At 66.2% G+C, this 2,411-nt stretch carries 5 protein-coding genes; 1 reads left to right on the forward strand and 4 read right to left on the reverse strand.

The genetic code is table 11. From position 1 onward, the window contains the following. The coding region (locus GX543_RS00625) for a hypothetical protein (RefSeq protein WP_290849104.1) at positions 1-383 on the forward strand (383 nt) is incomplete at its 5' end. 40 nt (positions 384-423) lie between these two features. Here the strand turns inward: GX543_RS00625 and GX543_RS00630 are convergent. From GX543_RS00630 to GX543_RS00645, 4 genes are all read right to left on the reverse strand, one after another. After that, on the reverse strand, positions 424-804 hold the full coding sequence (locus GX543_RS00630) for a type II toxin-antitoxin system VapC family toxin (protein ID WP_290849105.1): 381 nt from the start codon (positions 802-804) through the stop codon (positions 424-426). Beyond that, positions 801-1,043 (reverse strand): type II toxin-antitoxin system VapB family antitoxin, encoded by a 243-nt coding sequence (locus GX543_RS00635; protein WP_290849106.1) that lies wholly within the window; start codon positions 1,041-1,043, stop codon positions 801-803. The genes GX543_RS00630 and GX543_RS00635 overlap by 4 nt, the downstream gene beginning before the upstream one ends. Before the next feature lie 47 nt (positions 1,044-1,090). After that, complete coding sequence (locus GX543_RS00640) at positions 1,091-1,606, reverse strand: DUF1877 domain-containing protein (protein WP_290849107.1); 516 nt, start codon at positions 1,604-1,606, stop codon at positions 1,091-1,093. A 158-nt stretch (positions 1,607-1,764) separates the two neighbouring features. Beyond that, positions 1,765-2,411 (reverse strand): AAA family ATPase (locus GX543_RS00645; RefSeq protein ID WP_290849109.1); only part of this gene is annotated, 647 nt, incomplete at its 5' end.

Here is a 2,411-nt window from a genome sequence, read left to right on the forward strand (position 1 = left end):
GCCCGGACAAGAAGAAGGGCACCGTCACCTACAAGCGCGACGTGAAACTCACCGCGTTGAACCAGAACACCGGCATCGCCAACTTCCGCGGCCTGTTCAACAAGACCACCTACACCGTCTCCGGCACTTGCGAGGGCACCAAGGTGACCTCGCCGGAGACCGAGGACGGCACCGAGACCTCGCCGAAGCCTGAGACCACCGAGAAGGTCACCACCAACCTCGTCGGCGGCGACAACAAGGTCGCCGTGCGCGTCGACAACTCGGTCGTTCCCAGGTACGACCAGTGCCTCCAGATCGTCAAGGGCGTCTCGTGGGACCTCGGTCTGCGCGGCACTCCGCTGCAGACCGTGATGGGCATCGCGACATCGTTCTGCCCGCGGTAGGCACCTCCCCGTCGGGCAGGCAATACGGATTCGTGAACGGTCAGTGAACCGATTCCACATCTGTGTGAACGAAGTCCGACCCCTTGAACAGCAGCGGACGACCTTCGGCCTTCGCGGCGCCGTAGGCGAGGCAGTCTCCGAAGTTCAACTTCGCCTGCGAGCCGGATCCGCGCCCGTACCGCGCGTGGGCGATCCGCGCCCACCGAAGGTGTTCTGCGTCGACGGCGACGACCTCGATGCGGAGATCCCGCAGAAAGTCGTCCACCAGCTCCGGCCCTGAGACCGCCGTGACGATCGCGAGTTCGAGTACGGACGCCGCGGACATGCCCAACCGGGGAGCGGCACTCATCGCCTCGACCATCGCCGCGGCATCCGACTCGCCCCGCAACAGCGCGACAGCAGCCGAGGTGTCGATGATCATCGGGGAAGCCCGGCGTCGTCGTACAGGTCGGCGTCGGTCAGCCAGCGATCCGACGTCTGCGCGGCCCGCGCCTGCAGGGCAGCCAGCTTCGACACGTCGACCTCGACAGCACGTCGCACACGTTCGAGTTCATGCTCCAGCGCCTCCCGGACGGCCCGTGTCGCACTCAACCCCCGCAGCGCGGCAAGCTCGTTGGCGAGTTCGTGGACGCGCGGATCCTTGATGTTCATCGTCGCCATGGCCTCGATTCTACCGCTGACGGTAGAACGGATGGTCGACACCGATCTCATCCGATCGTGTACACCATGCCGCGCCCGTCGCGCACCAGCCCGTCGGCGAACTCTCGCGCCTTGTGCAGGTACAACAAGGCGTACTCGACGTCGGGCGTGCTCGCCTTCCGACCGAAGTAGCGGTTCGCTCGCACTCGCCGGGTGGCGTCCGCATCGGTGATCCTGGCAAGGTCTTCGGCGATGGCGACCATCTCGTCCGGAGACAGCGCTCGGTTCCACGGCCCGTGGACATGCCAGCCCGGCGTCGCTTCGAACATTCGGTACGACGGCCCCACCGGCGAGCCGTCAGACGGCCCGGTGATGTCCTGCAGATGTTTCCATGCCTTGTCGAGGTAGAGCATGTCCCGCTGCGGGACGGCCTGTTCCCAGGTCGCGTTCAGGAAACCGCTCGCGCCCGGCTCGAACCCCCACGCGTCAGCGAGCGGGTCGCTGGACACGAAGCGCATCGGGTCCTTCATCGCTTCTTCAGTCTGGTCGCTGTTGAACGCATATGCGTAGTATCTAATCCCCATGATCCGACCGTAGGAGTGATCGGGTCGCGAATCGCGTCGGCAATCGGTTCTGTGGATCGTTCGGCGAAACGACCGTGAATTCCACAGATTCCGAACACCGCCCGTCAACGACAAACGGTCCCGCTCCCTGTCGAGGTGCGGGACCGTTTCGAGTCAGGTCAGCCGACCACCAGCGACTCGCCGTCGGCGCTCACGTCGACCGGGACGGTGTCACCGTCGCGGACGTCGCCCGCCAGCAGGGCCTTGGCGAGCTGATCACCGATGGCCTGCTGCACCAGGCGGCGCAGCGGGCGCGCGCCGTACAGCGGGTCGAAGCCGCGCTCAGACAGCCACGCCTTGGCCTTCGGCGTGACCGCGAGCTCCAGGCGACGCTGGCGCAGCCGCTGGGCCAGGTTGTCGAGCTGGATGTCGACGATCCGGACCAACTGCTCGGGCGAGAGAGCGTCGAAAATGACGACGTCGTCGAGTCGGTTGATGAACTCCGGCTTGAACGCCGCGCGGACGGCCGCCATCACCATGTCCTTGTCACCGCCGGCGCCCAGGTTGGACGTCAGGATGAGGATGGTGTTGCGGAAGTCCACCGTGCGTCCCTGACCGTCGGTCAGGCGCCCCTCGTCGAGCACCTGCAGCAGCACGTCGAACACGTCCGGATGAGCCTTCTCGACCTCGTCGAACAGGACCACCGAGTACGGGCGACGACGCACGGCCTCGGTCAGCTGGCCGCCGGCCTCGTAGCCCACGTAGCCGGGAGGCGCGCCGACGAGCCGTGCCACGCTGTGCTTCTCTCCGTACTCGCTCATGTCGA

Source organism: Gordonia sp. (in: high G+C Gram-positive bacteria) (assembly GCF_012515855.1).
Taxonomy (GTDB): Bacteria; Actinomycetota; Actinomycetes; order Mycobacteriales; family Mycobacteriaceae; genus Gordonia.

Coding starts and splice junctions, on each gene's coding strand:
- GX543_RS00630 (WP_290849105.1), bottom strand. CDS start 804: ATGATCATCGACACCTCGGCTGCTGTCGCGCTGTTGCGGGGCGAGTCG.
- GX543_RS00635 (WP_290849106.1), bottom strand. CDS start 1,043: ATGGCGACGATGAACATCAAGGATCCGCGCGTCCACGAACTCGCCAAC.
- GX543_RS00640 (WP_290849107.1), bottom strand. CDS start 1,606: ATGGGGATTAGATACTACGCATATGCGTTCAACAGCGACCAGACTGAA.